Source organism: Parafrankia sp. EAN1pec (assembly GCF_000018005.1).
Lineage (GTDB): Bacteria > Actinomycetota > Actinomycetes > Frankiales > Frankiaceae > Parafrankia > Parafrankia soli.
The window spans coordinates 4,612,710-4,632,358 of sequence record NC_009921.1 but is presented as its reverse complement, the minus strand read 5'-3'; the positions used below and the strand labels follow the sequence as shown (position 1 = coordinate 4,632,358).

4 protein-coding genes, 3 rRNA genes and 3 pseudogenes are annotated in these 19,649 nt (G+C 69.2%); 2 read left to right on the top strand and 8 right to left on the bottom strand.

The annotated features are described in order from the left end of the window. Positions 1–34: 34 nt before the first annotated feature. From FRANEAN1_RS18870 to FRANEAN1_RS43680, 4 genes and pseudogenes are all read right to left on the bottom strand, one after another. Positions 35–9,511: a type I polyketide synthase gene (locus FRANEAN1_RS18870; protein WP_020461412.1), complete on the bottom strand. Its 9,477-nt coding sequence runs from the start codon at positions 9,509–9,511 to the stop codon at positions 35–37. Between the two features lie 558 nt (positions 9,512–10,069). Beyond that, positions 10,070–10,342 (bottom strand): annotated as a pseudogene (locus FRANEAN1_RS43690) (VOC family protein); the annotation flags it as partial. A 59-nt stretch (positions 10,343–10,401) separates the two neighbouring features. Further along, positions 10,402–10,827, bottom strand: a pseudogene (locus FRANEAN1_RS43685) (LLM class flavin-dependent oxidoreductase); the annotation flags it as partial. A 400-nt stretch (positions 10,828–11,227) separates the two neighbouring features. After that, the gene (locus FRANEAN1_RS43680) at positions 11,228–11,494 is read right to left on the bottom strand and encodes a hypothetical protein (RefSeq protein ID WP_347176671.1); all 267 of its coding nucleotides are present in this window, start codon (positions 11,492–11,494) and stop codon (positions 11,228–11,230) included. Here FRANEAN1_RS43680 and FRANEAN1_RS43675 point away from each other — a divergent pair. Then, positions 11,484–11,801: a hypothetical protein gene (locus FRANEAN1_RS43675; RefSeq protein ID WP_347176670.1), complete on the top strand. Its 318-nt coding sequence runs from the start codon at positions 11,484–11,486 to the stop codon at positions 11,799–11,801. The two genes, FRANEAN1_RS43680 and FRANEAN1_RS43675, sit on opposite strands and share 11 nt — an antisense overlap. A 77-nt stretch (positions 11,802–11,878) precedes the next feature. On the opposite strand, the gene FRANEAN1_RS18850 is transcribed toward FRANEAN1_RS43675, so the two are convergent. The 4 genes from FRANEAN1_RS18850 to FRANEAN1_RS18835 form a co-directional block, all read right to left on the bottom strand. Continuing rightward, positions 11,879–13,159 carry an EAL domain-containing protein gene (locus FRANEAN1_RS18850; protein ID WP_347176669.1) on the bottom strand — a complete coding sequence of 427 codons (1,281 nt, stop codon included), beginning with the start codon at positions 13,157–13,159 and terminating at the stop codon, positions 11,879–11,881. 419 nt (positions 13,160–13,578) lie between these two features. Further along, positions 13,579–13,695, bottom strand: a 5S ribosomal RNA gene (rrf, locus tag FRANEAN1_RS18845). Positions 13,696–13,767: 72 nt separating this feature from the next. Then, a 23S ribosomal RNA gene (locus tag FRANEAN1_RS18840) occupies positions 13,768–16,879 on the bottom strand. Positions 16,880–17,291: 412 nt separating this feature from the next. After that, a 16S ribosomal RNA gene (locus FRANEAN1_RS18835) occupies positions 17,292–18,799 on the bottom strand. The 16S, 23S and 5S rRNA genes sit together here, the layout of an rRNA operon. Before the next feature lie 512 nt (positions 18,800–19,311). Here FRANEAN1_RS18835 and FRANEAN1_RS43670 point away from each other — a divergent pair. Then, positions 19,312–19,565 (top strand): annotated as a pseudogene (locus FRANEAN1_RS43670) (hypothetical protein); the annotation flags it as partial. Between the last annotated feature and the right edge of the window lie 84 nt (positions 19,566–19,649).

Sequence of the window (19,649 nt, the reverse complement as noted above, 5' to 3'; positions counted from 1 at the left end):
GTCTCCCAGCGTCGGGCTGATCAGGACGGACGGGTCACAGCGCGCCGAGCTCCCGGTCGATCACCTCCAGCATCTCGTCGTCGGTCATCGACTCGAAGTCGTCGTCCTCCCCGGCGGGGACGTACGTGCCGCCGGCGGGCGCGGCCGGGGTGTCGGTCCACCGCCAAAGCAGGGCCTGCAGCCGCTCGGTGAGCACGGACCGGTCGCCCTCGGCGGCCGTGCCGAGCGCGGCTTCGAGGCGGTCCAGCTCCGCCAGGGCGGCGGCGGTGCCCGCCCGTCCCGGCTCGAGCCCGGCCCGCAGGTAGCCGGCCAGGGCCCGCGGCGTCGGATGGTTGAAGACCAGCGCGGCCGGCAGGCGCAGCCCGGTGACGGCGGTCAGCCGGTCGCGCAGCTCGACCCCGCTGAGCGAGTCGAAGCCGAGATCGCGGAACGCGCGGTCATCCGCGACGGCCGTCGCACCCTCGTGGCCGAGCACCGCGGCCGCCTGAGCGCGGACCAGTTCCAGCAGGGCCTGCTCCTGGTCGGGCCCGGCGAGGCCGGCCAGCCGCCGGGCGAACGAGGAGGCATCGGGCTGGTCCGCGTCCGCGGCGGCCCGCCGGGCCGGAATGACCGGCACCGGCGCGGCTGCCGCGGGCGGCGGGCCCGGGGGTGCCACCGCGGGTGCCGGGGAGGCCGGCCGGAGTGCCAGCGTGCCCTCGGCGACCGGTTGGCCCGTGCCGTCGGCGAGAGTCACGGCCACCTCGTCGGCGCCGGCCGGCGACAGCCGCACACGCAGCGTCGACGCGCCGTCCGCGAGCACGCGGACGGCGCTCCAGGAGAACGGGCGCAGCCGCCGCGGCCCCAGCTCCGGATCGAGCACGAGCGGCTGGAAGGCGGCGTCGACAAGCACCGGATGCAGGGCGAACCGCCGGGCCGTCCCCCGCAGCGGTTCGGGCAGGCCGACCTCGGCGAACAGCTCCGCATCGCGGCGCCACACCGCACGCACCCCGTGGAAGGCCGGGCCGTAGTCCACGCCCGCCGCGGCGAGGCGCGGGTACAGGTCGTCGACCGGGACGGGACGCGCTCCGCTCGGCGGCCACACGACCAGGTCGAACGCCGGGTCCGCGGCGACGCCGCCCGGGGCCCGCACCGCGAGCGCGCCCCGGGCGTGCCGGACCCACGGCTCCTGCGGCCCCTCCGGGTCCCCCGGCCGACTTCGACCGTCCGGACGCGCGTAGACGGCCAGCGGGCGCCGGCCCGCGCCGTCGGGCGGACCCACCGCGACCTGCACGTGGACACCGCCGTGCTCGGGAACGACCAGGGCCGCCTCAAGGGTGAGCTCGGCGACCTCGTCGCAGCCGGTCTGGTCCGCGGCCTGGACGGCCAGCTCGAGGAACACGGCACCGGGCAGCAGTGCGGCACCACCGACCGCGTGGTCGGCGAGCCAGGGCTGTGAGCCCCGTGAGAGCAGACCGGTGAGGAGCAGCCCACCGGTGTCGACCAGCGGTACCACGCCGCCCAGCATCGGATGGTCGGCGGGCCGCACGCCCGGATCGGGCGCGCCGCCACGCACCGCGGGCGCGTCAGGCCAGTAGCGCTGGTGCTGGAAGGCATAGGTCGGCAGCTCGGCCGGACGGCCCCCGGCCACCAGCGGGGCCCAGTCCACCGGAACACCGCGCACCCACAGCTGCGCCGCGGCCGCCGCCAGCCGGTCCGGCCCGCCGTCGCCGCGCCGCAGCGACCCCACGACCACAGCGTCCGGGACGCCGGCCACCTCGGCCGTCTCGGTGATCGCCGCAGTCAGCACCGGATGCGGGCTGATCTCCACGAACACCCGGTGCCCCTCGGCCAGCAGCCCGCGCACCGCCTCGTCGAAGCGCACCCGCGACCGCAGATTCCGGAACCAGTACTCCCCGTCCAGCGCCCCCGGCCCCACCGGACGTCCCGTCACCGCCGACCACATCGCCACGTCACCCGGGCGCGGGACGATCCCGGCAAGTTCCGTGGTGAGTCGGTCGCGGACCCGGTCCACCTGCGCCGTATGCGACGCATAGTCCACCGGCAACCGACGAACCCGAACACCCTCCGCCTCCCAGACGGAAAGCAGATCGTCCAACGCCGCAGGCTCACCGGCGACCACCGTCGCCGACGGCCCGTTCACCGCCGCCACCTCCACCCGACCAGCCCCCACCCACGCCCGACCAGCCCACTCCCGCAACCGAACCTCCACCTCGACCACCGGCAACCCCACCGACACCATCCCCCCACCACCAGCCAACCCACCCGCGATCACCCGACTACGCGACGCCACCACCCGCGCCCCGTCCTCCAACGACAGCAGCCCCGCCACACACGCCGCCGCCGCCTCCCCCTGCGAATGCCCCACCACCACATCCGGCCGCACCCCCCACGACTCCCACACCGCCGCCAACCCCAAAGCCACCGCCCACAACACCGGCTGCACCACATCCACCCGCTCCAGCGACACCACCCCCGCACCCGACATCCCCGACCCATCCGGCACACCACGCAGGACATCCACCAACGACCAATCCACAAACGGCGCCAACGCCGCCGCGCACTCCGCGACCCGACCCGCAAACACCGGCAAGGCGTCCAACAGCTCCGCGCCCATCCCCACCCACTGCGCCCCCTGCCCCGGAAACACCCACACCACCCGATCACCACTTGTGCCAACCCGCCCCCGCACCACAGACTCGGCAGACTCCCCCTCCGCCAACGCACGCAACGCCGCCGGTCGGTCCCCGTCGCTGCCCGTTCCCGCGCCGTGGCCCAGCACCACCGCCCGGTGTTCCAGTGCTGCCCGGCCCCGCACCAGCGACCAACCCACATCAGGCACCGGCAGCCGATCGGCGGAGCCCGCCAGGTGGTCCAGCAGCCGCCGGGCCTGCCCGCGCAGCGCCGCCGGCGAACGCGCCGACAGCAGCCACGGCACGGCGACGGCGCTGGCGCCGGCGCCGGGCGTGGCCTCCAGGTCGGGTTCGGGGGCCTCCATAATGATCACGTGCGCGTTCGTGCCCGACATCCCGAACGAGGAGACCCCCGCGCGGCGGACCCGGGCGGCCTGCCGCGGCCAGGCGACCGGCTCGGTGACCACCTCGACCGACCCAGTCGACCAGTCGACCCGCGACGAGGGCGCGTCCACGTGCAGGGTCGCCGGCACCGCCTGATGGCGCAGCGCCTCCACGATCTTGATGATCCCGGCCACCCCGGCGGCCGCCTGCGCGTGCCCGATGTTCGACTTCACCGACCCCAGCCACAGCGGGCGGCCCGGCTCCCGCCCCTGCCCGTAGGTCGCCAGCAACGCGCCGAGCTCGATCGGATCGCCCAGCCGGGTGCCCGTCCCGTGCCCCTCCACCACGTCGACCTCGGACGGGCCCACACCCGCGTCCGCGAGCGCGGCCCGGATCACCCGCTCCTGCGCCCGACCACTCGGCGCCGTCAAACCATTCGACGCACCATCCTGATTCACCGCCGAACCCGCCACCACCGCCAACACCCCATGCCCCCGAGCCCGCGCCACCGACAACCGCTCCACCACCAACACACCCACCCCCTCACCCCACCCCGTCCCATCCGCACCCTCCGCAAACGCCTTCACCCGCCCATCAGCAGCCAACCCCCGCTGCCGCGAAAACTCCACAAAACCCACCGGCGTCGACATCACCGTCACCCCACCCACCAACGCCATCCCACACTCACCCGCACGCAACGCCCGCACCGCCAGATGCAACGCCACCAACGACGACGAACACGCCGTATCCACCGTCACCGCCGCCCCCTCCAACCCCAACACATACGCCACCCGACCGGACATCACGCTGTTCGCGGTGCCGGTCGCGAAATACCCCTCGGTGTTCTCCCCGCCTGCCGCGAGCAGCGTCGCGTAGTCGTGGATGTTGGCGCCGACGAAGACGCCGGTGTCGCTGCCACGCAGCGACGACGGATCCACCCCCGCCCGCTCCAACGCCTCCCACGACACCTCCAACAACAACCGCTGCTGCGGATCCATCGCCAACGCCTCACGCGGCGAAATCCCAAAAAAACCCGCATCAAAATCAGCCGCACCAGCCAGAAAACCACCCGACCGCACATAACTCCGACCCACCCGACCAGGAACCGGATCATAAAGACCCGCCACATCCCAACCCCGATCCACCGGAAACTCCGACACCGCGTCGGTGCCCTCCGCCAGCAGCCGCCACAGCTCTGCCGGCGAGGCCACCCCGCCGGGCAGGCGACACCCCATGCCGACGATCACGATCGGGTCGTCCCCGGCCGCGCCGTGCGGGCCGGGTGCCGGCGTCACGTGATTCCCGGCGAAGGCCGGTTCCGCCGCCCCGGCCGGTGCCGGGTCGCCGTCGGGGCCGCCGGGGAGCTCGGCGGCCAGGTACTCGGCGAGGGCGGTCGACGTCGGATGGTCGAAGACCACGGTGGTGGGCAGCCGCAGCCCGGTGCGCTCAGCCAGCCGCGCCCGCAGTTGGACGGCGGTCAGCGAGGTGGACCCGAGATCGACGAAGGCCCGGTCGGCGGGAATCTGGTCGGCGGCGTCGTACCCGAGGACGGCGGCGGTCTCGGCCCGCACCAGGTCGAGCAGGAACCGTCGCCACTCGGCCGTGCGCATCGTGGCTCGGCGCCCGAGCAGCGCCGCCGGCCCGTCGCCGCCGCGGTCACCGGCCTCCCCGCCGGCGACCGGTCCACCGGCGGGTCCCGTGGACGGGTCGGGAGGGTTCAGGACGGCGCGGACCTCCGGCAGGTCGCCGAGCAGCGGACTGGGGCGGGCGGCGGTGAAGGCCGGGGCGAACCGGGCCCAGTCGACGTCGGTGACGGTCAGGCACCGCTCGTCACCCACTGCATCCGCCAGCACGGCGACCGCCTCGTCCGGCGGCATGGGAACCAGCCCGCGGTCCCGGAGGTGGCCCGCGATCGCGGGATCGACGGCCATCCCGCCCTCCGCCCACGGCCCCCACGCGAGCGCCGTGCCGGCCAGCCCGCGCGCGCCGCGGTACTCGGCCATCGCGTCGAGGTAGGCGTTGCCCGCGCTGTACCCGCACTGGCCGCCGCTGCCCCAGGTGCCGGCGATGGAGGAGAACAGCACGAAGGCGTCCAGCGGCCGGTCGCCGACCAGTTCGTCGAGGACCCGGGCGCCCGCGGCCTTGCCCGCGAGCACCTCGGCGAGCTCGGCGACGTCCACGTCCTGCAGCGGTGTGAACCCGCCGGCGACGCCCGCGGCGTGGACTACGGCGGTCAGCGGGCAGTCCGCCGGTATGGCCGCCAGCACCTCCGCAAGCGCGTCGCCGTCCGCCGCGTCGCACGCGGCCACGGTCGTCGCCGCGCCGCGCCGGGCCAGGTCGGCGACGAGTTCGGGCACGCCTGGGGCCGCCGCGCCCCGACGGCTGGTCAGAACCAGCCGGGCCGCCCCGGCATCCGCGCACCACCGTGCGACGGCCGCGCCGAGCGCCCCCGTCCCACCGGTGATCAGCACCGTTCCGCGCGGACGCCACCCGCCACCGGCGCTGTCACTGTCGCTGTCGGTGCGGGTCGTTCGGGCCGGTACGAGCCGGCGGCCGAACACGCCCGACGGGCGGATCGCCACCTGGTCCTCGCCCGGCCCGCCCTCGAGCACGGCAGCGAGCCGGTCGGCCGCCGTCCCGTCGACGGCCGGGGGAAGGTCGACCAGGCCGCCCCACCGGCGTGGCAGCTCCAGCGCGGCCACCCGCCCCGCGCCCCACACCTGCGCCTGCGGTGGGCTCGTGACCGCGTCGGCTCCGCCGATCGACACCGCCCCCTGCGTCACGCACCACAGCGGCGCCTCGACCCCGGCGTCGCCGAGGGCCTGCACCAGGACCAGCGTGCCCGCCAGGCCCCGGGTGACCGGCTGACGGCCGGGCAGCTCCCGGACATCCAGCGCGAGCAGGGACAGCACCCCCGCCAGCGGGACATCCACCGAACACCCCGGAACGTCACTCCCCGGAACGTCATGCCCCGGAGCGTTGCGTCCTGAGACGTCCCGGGCGGCCGGCGGCGGGTCGAGCGAGGCGAGACGGGCGGCCAGCGAGCTCCGGTCGGCTGCGGCGGGGTCCACCTCGAACCGGACGACCTCGGCGTCCCTGCCCTCAAGACCCCGGACGCAGCTCTCGACGCAGTCGCCGACACTGTCCTCCGCGGTCAGATCGGCGGGGATCACCACCAGCCACCGGCCGGGCCCCGCGGCCTTCGCGGCCTTCGCCGTGGGCACCGGCGTCCAGGTGACCCGGTACCGGCGGGCGGCGGGCGGCCGGCCCGGCGTCGCGCCGTCCGCGGTGGCAGGCTCGCCCGCGGTGCCCGGGGTGGGCGCGTTCGCAGTGGCGAGGTGGTCGCCAAGCCAGAAGCGGCGGTGCTGGAACGGGTAGGTCGGCAGATCGACCCGGCGCGCGCCGGCGAAGAACGCCGCCCAGTCGACATCGGCGCCAGCCATCCACAGCCTGCCCACGGCCCGGGCCAGCGCGGGCTGCTCCGCCTGGTCACGGCGCAGGCTCGGGACGAACACGGCGTCGGAGCCGGCCGGGAGGCAGTCCTGCCCCATGCCGCAGAGCACCGCGTCCGGGCCGATCTCCAGGAAGGTCCGCACGCCCCGCTCGTGCAGCCGGTCGACGCCGTCGCGGAACCGCACCGCGGCCCGGACCTGGCGCACCCAGTACTCTGCCGAGCACAGCTCGTCGGGAGCGACGATCGCGCCGGTGACGTTGGAGACGACCGGGACGGCCGGCGCCCGGAAGGTCACGCCGCGGGCGACCCCGCGGAACTCCTCTAGCATGCCGTCCATGTGCGCGGAGTGGAATGCGTGCGAGACCCGCAGGCGGGTCGCCGTTCCGCCGCGGGCGCGCCACCGCTGCGCGATCTCCTCGACCGGGCGCAGGTCTCCGGAGACGACCACCGACTCCGGTCCGTTGACCGCCGCGACGTCCACCGCTCCCGACGCGGAACCGGATGCGGCCGCCGCGCGCGCACCCAGCTCGGCGATCAGCTCACGGGCCTGCTCCTCCGACGCCCGCAGCGAGACCATCGCGCCGCCGGTCGGCATCGCCTGCATCAGCCGGCCGCGCGCGGCGACCAGCGCGCAGGCGTCGTCCAGGTCGAACACGCCGGCCACATGCGCGGCCGCCAGCTCGCCGACGGAGTGCCCGAGCAGCGCGTCCGGCCGCACGCCCCAGGACTCCAGCAGGCGGAACAGCGCCACCTCGAGCGCGAACAGCGCCGGCTGGGTGAACTCTGTGCGCTCCAGCGCCGCGTCCGGGAGCGGGCCGGCGAACACGACGTCCCGCAGCGGCCGGGGAAGATGCCGGTCGAGGCGGGCGGTGACCGCGTCGAACGCCTCGGTGAACACCGGGAACCGGCCGTGCAGCGACCGGCCCATCCCCGGCCGCTGGGAGCCCTGGCCGCTGAAGAGGAACGCAAGCCGGTCGGTCTGGCGGTCCGGGCGTGCGGAGCCGCGGATCAGTGCCGCCGACGGTTCACCCCGCGCCAGCGCGCCGAGGCCGCGCAGCATGCCCTCCCGGTCGCCGGCAACGACGGCCGCGCGGTGCGCCAGCGCCGCGCGGCCCGCCGCCAGCGACCAGCCGACATCGGCCAGGCCCGGCCGAGGCTCGCTCTCGACCCGGGCCGCCAGGCGGACGGCCTGCTCGCGCAGCGCCGGCTCCGACCCGGCCGACAGCAGCCATGGAAGCTCCTCGCCCGCCGGGGGCCCGCCCCCGGGCGGGTCACCCGCAGCCTGGTCACGGCCGCCGGTATTCGGTCCGGCCTCGTCGAGCCCGGCCTGGTCGAGCCAGGGTGGAACCGGCTCGGCGCGGGGGGCGTCCTCGATGATGACGTGGGCGTTCGTGCCGCTGACCCCGAAGGCGGAGACACCGGCCCGGCGGACGCCGTTCCCGCGCGGCCAGACCACCGGCTCGGTCAGCAGGCGCACGTGCCCGGCCGACCAGTCCACCCGGGCCGAAGGCTCGTCCACGTGCAGGGTGCGCGGGAGCACGCCGTGCCGCAGCGCCAGGACCATCTTGATCACGCCGCCGACCCCCGCCGCCCCGACGGTGTGCCCGACGTTCGACTTCAACGAGCCCAGCCACAGCGGCCGGTCGGCCAGCCGGTCCTGCCCGTAGGCGGCGATGACCGCCTGGGCCTCGATCGGGTCGCCCAGCCTGGTCCCGGTGCCGTGCGCCTCCACGACATCCACGTCGGACGGCGAGACGCCCGCGCTCGCCAGCGCCGCCCGGATGACCCGCCGCTGCGCCAGCCCGTTGGGCGCGGTCAGCCCGTTGGACGCGCCGTCGGAGTTGACCGCGCTGCCGCGCAGCACCGCCAGCGCCGCGCGCCCGTGGCGGCGCGCGGCGGAGAGCCGTTCCAGCAGCACCACGGCCGCGCCCTCGGCCCAGCCGGTGCCGTCGGCGGCGTCCGCGAACGACTTGCAGCGGCCGTCCGGCGCCAGGCCCTGTTGGCGGCTGAACTCCACCAGGACGTCCGGGGTGGCCATCACCGTGGCCCCGCCGGCCAGCGCCAGGGTGCACTCGCCGGCGCGCAGGGCCTGCGCCGCCAGGTGCATGGCCGTCAGCGACGACGAGCACGCCGTGTCGATCGTCATCGCGGGGCCCTCGAGCCCCAGGGTGTAGGCGACCCGGCCCGAGGCGACACTGGGCAGGGTCCCGCTCATCAGGTGGCCCTCGACAACGGGCGGGGCCGTCCGCCAGGGCGGGCTGTAGTCCGCGACGGGGAGGCCGGTGTAGACGCCGGTCCGGCTGCCGCGCAGGGAGAGCGGGTCGATGCCGGCCCGCTCGAACGCCTCCCAGGAGACCTCGAGCAGCAGCCGTTGCTGCGGGTCCATCGCCAGCGCCTCCCGCGGCGAGATCCCGAAGAAGGCCGCGTCGAAGCCCGCGACGTCGTCCAGGAAGCCGCCCTGGGTCGTGTAGAAGGTGCCGGAGCGGCGCGGATCGGGATCGAAGTGGGTGGCCAGGTCCCAGCCGCGGTCCGCGGGGATGTCGACGACGGCGTCGCGGCCCTCGGCGACCAGCCGCCAGAGATCCTCCGGGCTACGCACCCCTCCGGGGAACCGGCAGGCCATGGCCACGATCACGATCGGGTCGTCCGGCGGCGCGGCCGAGGCCGACGGCGCCCGCGAAGCCGGCAGGTCCGGCAGGTCCGGGGGGTCCGGCGCGATCGGAGGCGGAATCGGGTGGTCCGGTGCGTCGAGAACCCGTGTCCTGAGATGGTCGGCGAGACGCGCCGGGGACGGATGGTCGAACAGAAGCGTGGCGGGCAGTGCCAGGCCGAGCTCGCCGCCCAGGGCGTCCCGGAAACCGGCCGTGCTTCCTCCGCCGAGCCCCAGCCGGACGAACGGCGTCCGCGGGTCGAACGGGCCGCGCCCGTCGCCCACGGCCCGGCGCACCTGCCGGAGTACCAGGTCGAGCAGAAGCCGGTGCTGTTCGGCCTCGGGCAGCCCGGTGAGGGCCTCCCGCCAGGTGGGGTGTTCGTGTCCCGCCAACGCTTCTCCCGTGCAGGTCGGGGCCCCGCGAGGACATCACCGCGCGCTGGAATCCACCTGCGGATCCATGGCGCGCCACTCGATGAATCACCCGCGGCTACCGAAGGAAAGGACCGGCGCGAACACCCTTCCCCCAGTCGGGACCGGAAGGGTTTCGCCGCGCGTTTTACGCGGGTAAAAGCCCAGGTAGTCGCCCTGAAGCGCCTGCCGCGCGGTACGGCGGAACACCGCGGGTAGCGCGTCTTCCGGCTATTCCTCGACCGGCGGACTCATACCCGCGCCCGGTCCCCCGCCTCGTGCCTGGCCCGACAGTCTGGACGGACATCCCAGCCCAATCATGTTCGGAAGAAAGATCACTTCGTGTTCGAACCGGCCCGCGCGGAACCGCGGGCCACGAGCAAGGAGGGCATCACTTCGAGGGAGAATAGGCACGCTACGGCGGATACCGCAAGCAAGTTCGCACACTGTTATGCCCGCGGTCATCGGGAGCGCCCGCGAACCGGTGTTCACCGTGTCCGGATCACCCGACCTGCCTCCCGGGTCCGGAGGCCGGCCGACTCAGGTCCGGTCGGGCGAGAATTCGAGGACCTGCGTGAGCCGGATGTTGTTGCCGGACGGGTCACGGAAGGACGTGTCGATGCCGTAGGGCTGCCTGGTCGGCGGGGCGTTGAACTCCACCCCTCGGGCGCGCAGCTCGTCGTAGGAGGCCTGGCAGTCGTCGGTCTCGAGGAACAGCGTCCCACCGGCGCCCTTGGCCACCAGCTCGGCGAGCTGGCCGCTGGTCGACACGTCGAACATCGGCGGCTTCGGGATCGACATGAGCACCAGCCCGCCGGCGCGAACGGCAGGTCGAACCGGACCGCCCGGCGCGCGGACACCTTCGAGCTGCCACCGATCATCACCGGGGGGTGCGGCTGGGTGAACGGCCTCGGCGTGACCCGCACCGTGGTCCCCCGGTGGTCGAAGGGCTCGCCGGTCCATGCCTTGAGGAGCGTGTCGACGCACTCGTCCATCAGCGCCCCGCGGCGCGCCCAGTCCTTGCCGTGGGCGGCGTACTCGGACGGGCGGTAGCCCACACCGAGGACGACGCTCAGCCGCCCGCCGGACGCCAGGTCGAGGACAGCGATGTCCTCGGCGACCCGGATGGGATCGTGCAACGGCAGCAGGAGGGCGGCGATCGGGACCGGGAGGCGGGAGCACCGGCCGAGGACAAGTCCCGCCAGGGCAAGCGGCGCGGGGCTCCAGCCGTTGTCGACGCCGTGATGCTCCTCGAGATTGACCAGGTCGAAGCCGTGTTCCTCCACGTGCGCGCACATCTCGAGAGCGGCCTGGTGTCGGGCCGACATCTCGCTGGGGTCCAGACCGGGCTGGGTCAGGTTCAGCCGTAGCGCCAGCATGTCCGTCTCCTCGTCGGCGAGGTATGCGGCGGTCATCCCACCGGTCGACCTTTGCCCCGTAACGCGCGGCACGTCAACTCCCCGCCGTGGCCGGCCGCGGCGGACTCCAGTCGCGCTCCGCCGCCGGGACGTGATCATCGATTGACACCGAAACAGGAGTGAACGCATACTTTGCTATTCGACGCCCGGGCGAGAATCGCGACGGCGGGAACTGCACGCGTACCCGTCCAGTGATCATCGGCATTTTGACCGGACAGATAGCCCCTGCCTACGACGCGATAAGGTCTTTCACTATGGGCTGTTGTCCTTTTACTTTGAGTTATCGCGGAATCGTCGGTCTGTCGAGCCGGCTCGGCGTGATGGTCGTTGCCGTCATCATGTTCGCGGGCTGCTCCAGCGATTCGGGTGGGAGCGCCTCACCCGAATCGACATCGCTGACTTCGAGCCCATCCCCTGCGGTCGGGACGAGCGGGCCGCCGTCGCCGGCGCCTTCGCCAGCGCCGGTGCCGACGCCGCTGCCGACCTCCGCGTACCCGCCACTTGCCGGCTTCGGTGAGGTGCACGACATCGGCAGGGTGGTCGGCATTTCCGACGGCCCCGATGGCACCGTGCTGAGCCTCGACCGGTCGAAGTACGTCCTCTGCACCCCGCAGTCCGGCGACGCGGAATCCTGCCTCGACGGATACCGCATCGACGACGTCGAGGGCACGACGCTGGACTACGTGGTGACGCCTACGGTCAGGGTCGTTCTTTCGGTGCGGCCCGAGGAGTACGAGACCGGTGACCTCGCGGACCTGCGGGAGTTCGTCGCCGCCCGTCCGTCCAGCCTGATGATCCTGCGGCTCGACGCGGGAGGACGCGTGATGGCCGTCGGCCAGCCCTGGCTTCCGTGACCTCGCCGGACCGGCTGTTCCAGCCCGTCCGGTCCCGACCGAACTCCGGAGCCGGGGCCCCATGGCCCCGGAGCCACCTAAGCCGTATCGGGCGGGCGGGTCCGGTTGGCGCTCGCGGGCAGTGGCAGCGGACCGGGTGGGGCGAGGTAGTGGCCCTGCGCCTGGTGCACGCCCGTGCCGATCAGGACACCGAGCTCCCGCGCGGTCTCGACCCCCTCGGCGAGGACCAGGCTGCCTGTCTCCTGGGCGAAGTGCACCAGCGCGGCGGCGAGCGCGCGCCGCGCCGGATCAGCGTCGATCCGCCGGGTGAGACACTGATCCATCTTGATGAAGTCGGGCTGGAGCTGCACAAGATGATGCAGGCTGGCGTAGCCGGCACCGACGTCGTCCACGGCGATCCGGACTCCTTCACGGCGCAGGACGCCCAGCGCGCAGCGGACCGACAGATAATCCTCGACCTTGTCACCCTCGGTGACCTCGACAACGAGTCGGTCGGCCGGGATATCGGCGATCGCATCCGCCAGCCGCCCCGAGAGGATCGTGGCCGGTGAGGCGTTGACCCCGAGCCCGAATTCAGGCGGCAGGCGGGTGAACGCGCGCAGCGCCGACCGGATCGCGGACAGTTCGAGTGCGGGGCCGAGACCCACGGCGGCGGCGTCGGCGAACCAGCGCTCGGCACCACCCGAACCGGGCGGGAACCGGGCAAGCGCCTCAGCCCCCACGCAGTCGAGCGACGGCAGGTCGAAGACCGGCTGGAAGACCATCGTCGGGCCGCCGCTTTCGATCAGCCGCCAGATCCGCCACCACGCCGCCTCCCGGTCCTCCCCGCCGGACCGCCGGTCGGAGATCGAGGCGGACAGCACCTCCGCCAGCAGGGCCAGCGAACGCGCCTTGCGGCCGGGCGTCGCCACGTCGGCGTCGCGGCTCAGGCAGCACAACATCCCGTACGGACGGCCGTCCGCCAGGGTCACCGGAACTCCGATGTACGAGCCGATCTCGGGCCGGTCGGCCAGCGGCCCCCCGGTCATCGCCGGCCCCGCTGCCTCGGACGTCACCGCCTCCGGGCGGATCCTGCGGACGACCGGAGGCGGGCGTTCGGCTAGAGCACGTTCGGCTAGAGCATTCGAGCGGTGCGGGCCGGGATCGTGCACCGTCGAGCCGGGGTGGACACCGAAGGCCGCGGCGTCGCCGTCGCACGCCTCGATCACCTGGGCTCCCCCGATCAGCCTGGAGAACCAACAGAGATCCATGCCCAGGCGGCGACGGGCGGTGGCGAGTAGCCCGGCCACCGGGTCCGGTTCGACCGGATCCCACCGGGACGGCGGTGTGGCGCCGCCGCGACCATAGGCGTCGGTCACGTGCACCTCCCCACGCGGCACTCGCCAGCATGTTTCCCACGCGTCCACCAGGAACACGTCTCCCGGACCACAGTTCCGATCGCCGAGTGGAGTCCACGCACGTGGTGTACGGATAGCGATCGTCTAGCGACTCGCCGGAGTGGCAGTCCGTGACGCAAAGCGACCACCGCGTGATCTTTTCGAGAAAAGCGAAGAACTCGACGAGGAGATACGTGATGGCCGCGCGCCCGACTGTGACCGACGCAGAGTCCCCTATCTGCGGGGTCTCTTCTCGCGAGGTTCCAAAGCCGTCTCCGACCAGCGGAGTCGTACCCGACCAGCCGGCGGACAGCCGCCCGGATCATCGGCCGGGAAAAGGTCCGGAAATACAGGTGGGGGCTGCTCCCGGCCACAGCCAGAAACAGCCCCCACCAAAAGAATTCCGGCGGCGTCCTACTCTCCCACGCGGTCACCCACGCAGTACCATCGGCGCTGAAGGGCTTAGCTACCGGGTTCGGAATGGAACCGGGCGTTTCCCCTTCGCCAAAGCCACCGAAACACTATCAGACCCAACCGAAACCGGTCGCAGCCCGAGAACCGCACAGTGGACGCAGAACAGCAGAATCTTTGTGGTCAAGCCCTCGGCCTATTAGTACCGGTCAGCTCCATGCGTTGCCGCACTTCCACCTCCGGCCTATCAACCCGATCATCTAGTCGGGGGCCTTACCAGGCTACCCTGTGGGAGACCTCATCTCGAAGCGAGCTTCCCGCTTAGATGCTTTCAGCGGTTATCCCTTCCGAACGTAGCCAACCAGCCATGCTCTTGGCAGAACAACTGGCACACCAGAGGTTCGTCCGTCCCGGTCCTCTCGTACTAGGGACAGCCCTTCTCAAGTCTCCTGCGCGCGCGGCGGATAGGGACCGAACTGTCTCACGACGTTCTAAACCCAGCTCGCGTACCGCTTTAATGGGCGAACAGCCCAACCCTTGGGACCTACTCCAGCCCCAGGATGCGACGAGCCGACATCGAGGTGCCAAACCTTGCCGTCGATATGGACTCTTGGGCAAGATCAGCCTGTTATCCCCGGGGTACCTTTTATCCGTTGAGCGACGGCGCTTCCACAAGCCACCGCCGGATCACTAGTCCCTGCTTTCGCACCTGCTCGACATGTCTGTCTCACAGTCAAGCTCCCTTGTGCACTTGCACTCAACACCTGATTGCCAACCAGGCTGAGGGAACCTTTGGGCGCCTCCGTTACCCTTTAGGAGGCAACCGCCCCAGTTAAACTACCCACCTGACACTGTCCCTGATCCGGATCACGGACCGAGGTTAGACATCCAGTACGACCAGAGTGGTATTTCAACAATGACTCCACCGGAACTGGCGTCCCAGCTTCACAGTCTCCCACCTATCCTACACAAACCGAACCGAACACCAATATCAAGCTGTAGTAAAGGTCCCGGGGTCTTTCCGTCCTGCCGCGCGTAACGAGCATCTTTACTCGTAATGCAATTTCGCCGAGTCTGTGGTTGAGACAGTAGGAAAGTCGTTACGCCATTCGTGCAGGTCGGAACTTACCCGACAAGGAATTTCGCTACCTTAGGATGGTTATAGTTACCACCGCCGTTTACTGGCGCTTAAGTTCTGAGCTTCGCCCCAAAGAGCTAACCCGTCCCCTTAACGTTCCAGCACCGGGCAGGCGTCACTCCGTATACATCGTCTTACGACTTCGCACGGAGCTGTGTTTTTAGTAAACAGTCGCTTTCCCCTGGTCTCTGCGGCCCCTCCCCGCTTCGGAGGTAAACTCCTACACAGGAAGTGGCCCCCCTTCTCCCGAAGTTACGGGGGCATTTTGCCGAGTTCCTTAACCACAGTTCACTCGCACGCCTCGGTATTCTCTACCTGACCACCTGTGTCGGTTTAGGGTACGGGCGGCCCTGACACTCGCTAGAGGCTTTTCTCGGCAGCATGGGATCACCCACTTCGCCACAATCGGCTCGGCATCAGGTCTCAGGCACATGAAGCACGGATTTACCTGCACTTCGCCCTACACCCTTGCCCCAGGAAAACCACCTCCTGGGTTGGACTACCCTCCTGCGTCACCCCATCGCTTGCCTACTACCAGCCGGGGTCCCGACCAGCCCAAGCCCCACCCGAAGGCAGAACAAGAACCAGAACGGTTAGCACAAACCAGGTTCAGCATGGGCGCGTCAGCGCCGGTACGGGAATATCAACCCGTTGTCCATCGACTACGCCTGTCGGCCTCGCCTTAGGTCCCGACTCACCCTGGGCGGAAAAGCCTGCCCCAGGAACCCTTGGTCATTCGGCGGACGGGATTCTCACCCGTCATTCGCTACTCATGCCTGCATTCTCACTCGTATGGCATCCACGGCTGGGTCACCCCGCCGCTTCACACGCCATACGACGCTCCCCTACCCACGCACAGACCTGGACCTCCGAAAAGGCCGGGTTCACTATGCATGCCGCAGCTTCGGCGGTGCGCTTGAGCCCCGCTACATTGTCGGCGCGGAATCACTTGACCAGTGAGCTATTACGCACTCTTTCAAGGGTGGCTGCTTCTAAGCCAACCTCCTGGTTGTCTATGCGACTCCACATCCTTTTCCACTTAGCGCACGCTTAGGGGCCTTAGCTGGCGATCTGGGCTGTTTCCCTCTCGACTACGAAGCTTATCCCCCGCAGTCTCACTGCCACGCTTCACTTACCGGCATTCGGAGTTTGGCTGACTTCAGTAAGCTTGTAGGCCCCCTAGGCCATCCAGTGCTCTACCTCCGGCAAGAAACACGTGACGCTGCACCTAAATGCATTTCGGGGAGAACCAGCTATCACCGAGTTTGATTGGCCTTTCACCCCTACCCACAGCTCATCCCCCAGGTTTTCAACCCTGGTGGGTTCGGTCCTCCACACGGTCTTACCCGCGCTTCAACCTGGCCATGGGTAGATCACTCGGCTTCGGGTCTTGGACATGCGACTCAGACGCCCTATTCGGACTCGCTTTCGCTACGGCTACCCCACACGGGTTAACCTCGCCACACACCGCAAACTCGCAGGCTCATTCTTCAAAAGGCACGCGGTCACCAGGCTCCGAAAAGCCCAGCCCCCACGGATTGTAGGCACACGGTTTCAGGTACTATTTCACTCCCCTCCCGGGGTACTTTTCACCTTTCCCTCACGGTACTAGTCCGCTATCGGTCACCAGGGAGTATTTAGGCTTAGCGGGTGGTCCCGCCAGATTCACACGGAATTTCACGGGCTCCGTGCTACTTGGGATACTGCTCAAGAGACGTGCCGTTTTCACCTACAGGGCTATTACCCTCTATGGCGGTCCATTCGCATGACCTTCGGCTAACAACACGTTTTCTCACTCTTCGACGAAGCGGCAGCAACATCAGAACAGTCCCACAACCCCAGCTACGCAACGCCTGCCGGCTATCACACGAAACTGGTTTAGCCTCATCCGCTTTCGCTCACCACTACTCGCGGAATCACGGTTGTTTTCTCTTCCTGCGGGTAATGAGATGTTTCACTTCCCCGCGTTCCCTCCACATGCCCTATGTGTTCAGGCACGGGTGACAGGATTTAAAGCCCTGCCGGGTTTCCCCATTCGGAAATCCTCGGATCATAGCTCGGTTGACAGCTCCCCGAGGCATATCGCAGCCTCCCACGTCCTTCATCGGCTCCTGGTGCCAAGGCATCCACCGTGCGCCCTTAATAACTTGGCCACAAAGATAAAGATGCTCGCGTCCACTGTGCAGTTCTCAAACTACGAACGGAAACCAGCCGCGCCCGTGAGACCAAACCCATCACCCAAAAGGCAACAGCGGTATCCCACCACAACCAGCCCGCACACCCACCCCGCCCAACAACCCCGACAACCAGAAGGCCATCGAGGCAAGTCGAACAAAAGCAGGGCCACACACGAGGGCACCTAACTCCCTCAGGACCCAACAGCGTACCGACCCACCAACCCCAGCCCCAACCCCAAGCCCACACAGGAACCCAAGATCCGAACCAGCAGTCAGCAGAACAAGCCAGCGTTCCACCCATGAGCATCCAGACCAGCCACTCGACTGACCATCGCTCTGGACCAGGCAACCACCCACTACAGGGGCACCCAGCCAGAAAGCTCCTTAGAAAGGAGGTGATCCAGCCGCACCTTCCGGTACGGCTACCTTGTTACGACTTCGTCCCAATCGCCGGTCCCACCTTCGACGGCTCCCCCCACAAGGGTTGGGCCACCGGCTTCGGGTGTTACCGACTTTCGTGACGTGACGGGCGGTGTGTACAAGGCCCGGGAACGTATTCACCGCAGCATTGCTGATCTGCGATTACTAGCGACTCCGACTTCACGGGGTCGAGTTGCAGACCCCGATCCGAACTGAGACCGGCTTTTTGGGATTCGCTCCACCTCGCGGTATCGCAGCCCATTGTACCGGCCATTGTAGCATGTGTGCAGCCCAGGACGTAAGGGGCATGATGACTTGACGTCATCCCCACCTTCCTCCGAGTTGACCCCGGCAGTCTCCTATGAGTCCCCGACATGACTCGCTGGCAACATAGGACAAGGGTTGCGCTCGTTGCGGGACTTAACCCAACATCTCACGACACGAGCTGACGACAGCCATGCACCACCTGTGCAGAGCCCCTAAGGACCCCATATCTCTACAGGATTTCTCTGCATGTCAAGCCCTGGTAAGGTTCTTCGCGTTGCATCGAATTAAGCCACATGCTCCGCCGCTTGTGCGGGCCCCCGTCAATTCCTTTGAGTTTTAGCCTTGCGGCCGTACTCCCCAGGCGGGGCGCTTAATGCGTTAGCTGCGGCACGGAGGCCGTGGAAGGTCCCCCACACCTAGCGCCCAACGTTTACGGCGTGGACTACCAGGGTATCTAATCCTGTTCGCTCCCCACGCTTTCGCTCCTTAGCGTCAGTTCCGGCCCAGAGACCCGCCTTCGCCACCGGTGTTCCTCCTGATATCTGCGCATTTCACCGCTACACCAGGAATTCCAGTCTCCCCTACCGGACTCTAGCCTGCCCGTATCGACTGCAGGCCCGGGGTTGAGCCCCGGGTTTTCACAGCCGACGCGACAGGCCGCCTACGAGCTCTTTACGCCCAATAATTCCGGACAACGCTTGCACCCTACGTATTACCGCGGCTGCTGGCACGTAGTTGGCCGGTGCTTCTTCTGCAGGTACCGTCACTCTCGCTTCGTCCCTGCTGAAAGAGGTTTACAACCCGAAGGCCGTCATCCCTCACGCGGCGTCGCTGCGTCAGGCTTTCGCCCATTGCGCAATATTCCCCACTGCTGCCTCCCGTAGGAGTCTGGGCCGTGTCTCAGTCCCAGTGTGGCCGATCGCCCTCTCAGGCCGGCTACCCGTCGTCGCCTTGGTAGGCCATCACCCCACCAACAAGCTGATAGGCCGCGGGCCCATCCCAAGCCGATAAATCTTTCCACATCACCAGATGCCCGATGATGTCATATCCGGCATTAGCCCCGGTTTCCCGGAGTTATTCCAGAGCTTGGGGCAGGTTGCCCACGTGTTACTCACCCGTTCGCCGCTAGGAGCAAGCTCCTCGCTCGACTTGCATGTGTTAAGCACGCCGCCAGCGTTCGTCCTGAGCCAGGATCAAACTCTCCATCAATGCTTTGAAAGAGATGGTCGGGCCGCCAAGCCCAACCGATCCTGGCAAGACAGATCCTCGTATGAGTCTGTCATTGCCAAAGGAATTTCCCACCACAACCAGAAGCACTAAGCCCTGGCCATGGACGGGGGTTAAAAATATGGCACTGACTATTCGGTACGCTGTTGAGTTCTCAAGGAGCAGATGCGACCGTTCTTTGCCTTTCGGCGTTGCCCGGTGCGTCTTTTTCAGCTTACTTGGTGTTTCTGGCCTCTGTCAAACCGCTCTGTCTTGGCTGGCGATTTGGACTTCGGCTTGGCTGTTTGCCGTATCCGTTTCGGCCTTTCGGCCCCGGCTGCGGCGACTCGGTTAAGTTACCGAGACTTTCGGGCTTGTGTCAAATCGCTCCGGTCAAGCCGGTGACTGCGACTCTTCCAACCTTACCGCACCGTTTTCGGGCCTCTTCCTCGGGGGGTCTGCCTGCCGGGCGCCGACGCGTACCGGGCAAGGTTCGCGGCCTGGCTCGCCCCCCCCAGCCGGAGCTCTACTGCCAGTGCCTGGCGGCCTACGGCGGCCTCCCGGGCTGGCAAGTCGTCCTCCAGACCGGGAGGTACACCGATCCCGCGGAGCTCGGCGACCTCCCGTCCGACGTCGAGGTGCATCCCTGGGTGTCGCGGGCCGCCGACCTTGTCGAGGCCATGCAGGGCTGAGGCCCGAGCCGGTTCCGGCGACGTTGGCAGGCCTCCGGGCCGGTGAAGGGTTGCTATTGCCAATTTGCGTGCCACGCGCGTGACCGGACCGCAAAGGCGCCCGTTCCCGGGGCCGACACGATCGACCGGACAGAGCACGGCAGGGAGATCAGTTCGGCCCG

Coding starts and splice junctions, on each gene's coding strand:
- FRANEAN1_RS43680 (WP_347176671.1), bottom strand. CDS start 11,494: ATGCCGACCACCCTGCCGATGTCGTGCACCTCACCGAAGCCGGCAAGT.